The organism is Ideonella sp. B508-1 (assembly GCF_000333615.1).
Lineage (GTDB): Bacteria > Pseudomonadota > Gammaproteobacteria > Burkholderiales > Burkholderiaceae_C > Ideonella.
The window spans coordinates 1-1,964 of record NZ_BADL01000231.1 but is presented as its reverse complement, the minus strand read 5'-3'; the positions used below and the strand labels follow the sequence as shown (position 1 = coordinate 1,964).

Here is a 1,964-nt window from a genome sequence, read left to right as displayed (position 1 = left end):
CGCGCGAGGACACCAGGCCCGGCACCGGCGCCTGTGGCCCCTGCGCGATCATGCCGAGGACAACTACCGCCGGGTGGACGACCGCCCCTACGGCGGCGGCCCCGGCATGGTGATGCTGGTGGAGCCGCTGGAGCGGGCGCTGGCGGCGGTGCGGTCTGACCGGGGCTCGGCCGGCCCGGTCATCCACTTCAGCCCCACAGGTCGGGTGATGGACCAGGGCCTGATGCGCGAGATGGCGGGCGGCGAGGGCGCCATCCTGCTCTGCGGGCGCTACGAAGGCATCGACCAGCGCTTTCTGGACCGGCACGTCGATCTGGAGCTGAGCCTGGGTGACTTTGTGCTCTCGGGCGGTGAGTTGCCCGCGCTGGCGCTGCTGGACGGGGTGACCCGTCTGCAGCCCGGTGTGTTGCACGACGCGCGGTCCCATGAGCAGGACAGCTTCGAGGATGGGCTGCTGGACTGCCCGCACTACAGCCGGCCCGAGGTGCTGCACACCGAAGAGGGCGATCTGCCGGTGCCGGCGGTGCTGTTGTCCGGCCACCATGCCCAGATCGAGCTTTGGCGCCGCGAGCAATCGCTGGCGCTGACGGCGCGCCGGCGCCCGGACCTGATCCAGGCGGCGCGTGCCAGGGGCGCGCTCAGTGCTGCGGATGAACGCTTTCTGGCCTCGCTTGTGTTATGATGATCGGCTTTTCGATCCTCTGCCGGGCGACAAAGTGCTGAACCGCGCTGAACCAGCGCGGTGTGGCCACTGACCTACCCCAAGCGCTGGCAAGATCTTTCAGGAGAAACCTCGTGGATCTGATCCAAACCCTCGAGCAAGAAGAAATTGCTCGTCTGAACAAGACCATTCCTTCCTTCGCCCCTGGCGACACGGTCATCGTGAGCGTGAACGTGGTGGAAGGCACCCGCAAGCGTGTGCAGGCCTATGAAGGCGTGGTGATCGCCAAGCGCAACCGTGGCCTGAACAGCAGCTTCATCGTGCGCAAGATCTCCAGCGGCGAAGGTGTGGAACGGACCTTCCAGCTGTACAGCCCGCTGATCGCTTCGATCGAAGTGAAGCGCCGCGGCGATGTGCGCCGCGCCAAGCTGTACTACCTGCGTCAGCGTTCGGGCAAGTCGGCCCGCATCAAGGAAAAGCTGTCCTGATCGACGATCAGGGGATGCTTCCTCTCGCAAAGGCCGCCTTCGGGCGGCTTTTGTGCTTTCTGGCGTAAGCTCTGCGGCCCATGACACCGATTCCCGAGCGGCCTGTGGCCGTGCCCCGCCCCGTGCTGGGGGACCCGCGTGCGGTGCCGGTGATCGGCACCGACGCCCAGTTGCCGCCGCTGCCGGCGCAGCGGCTCACGCCCGACTTCCTGCGCGAACGGCTGGCCCAGGCGGCAGGCCGTCCACCCCATCTGCCGGGTGACGGTGTCTGGGTGGGCTGGGGGGCGGACCGAGATCCCACCTCGGCTGGCGTGCTGGTGCCGCTGCGGCAGGATCCGGCGGGTCTGCAGGTGTTGCTGACCCGCCGCACCGAGCACCTGCGCCACCATGCCGGGCAGATCAGCTTTCCCGGCGGGCGCAGCGAGCCGGGCGATGCCGATGTGGTGGCCACCGCGCTGCGGGAAGCCCAGGAGGAGATCGGGCTGGACCCGGCGCTGTCCGAGATCCTGGGGCGCATGCCGGTGTACACCACGGTGACCCGTTTCCAGGTCACGCCGGTGGTGGCGCTGCTGCCGGATGCGCTGAACCTGCATCCCGATCCGGGCGAGGTGGCCGAGGTGTTCCAGGTGCCGCTGGCCTTTCTGATGAACCCGGCCCATCACCGGCACCATCAGGTGACCGTCGAAGGTCAGGTCCGGCGCTTCCTGTCCCATGCCTGGTCGGCGCCAGATGGCCGCGAATACTTCATCTGGGGCGCCACGGCCGCCATGCTGCGCAACCTTTACCACCTGCTGGGCGACTGATATTGGGGGGCG

The 1,964-nt window shown here is 68.1% G+C and carries 3 protein-coding genes; all 3 read left to right on the top strand.

Annotation, left to right across the window (positions count from 1 at the left end; all coding sequences use genetic code 11):
* Positions 1-682 (top strand): tRNA (guanosine(37)-N1)-methyltransferase TrmD (trmD, locus tag I73_RS09825; RefSeq protein WP_022980451.1); only part of this gene is annotated, 682 nt, incomplete at its 5' end.
* A gap of 113 nt (positions 683-795) precedes the next feature.
* Positions 796-1,149, top strand: coding sequence for a 50S ribosomal protein L19 (gene rplS, locus I73_RS09820; protein ID WP_022980450.1), 354 nt, complete (start codon positions 796-798; stop codon positions 1,147-1,149).
* An 80-nt stretch (positions 1,150-1,229) separates the two neighbouring features.
* The gene (locus I73_RS09815) at positions 1,230-1,952 is read left to right on the top strand and encodes a CoA pyrophosphatase (RefSeq protein ID WP_234409467.1); all 723 of its coding nucleotides are present in this window, start codon (positions 1,230-1,232) and stop codon (positions 1,950-1,952) included.
* The last annotated feature ends 12 nt before the right edge of the window (positions 1,953-1,964 follow it).

Coding starts and splice junctions, on each gene's coding strand:
- I73_RS09815 (WP_234409467.1), top strand. CDS start 1,230: ATGACACCGATTCCCGAGCGGCCTGTGGCCGTGCCCCGCCCCGTGCTG.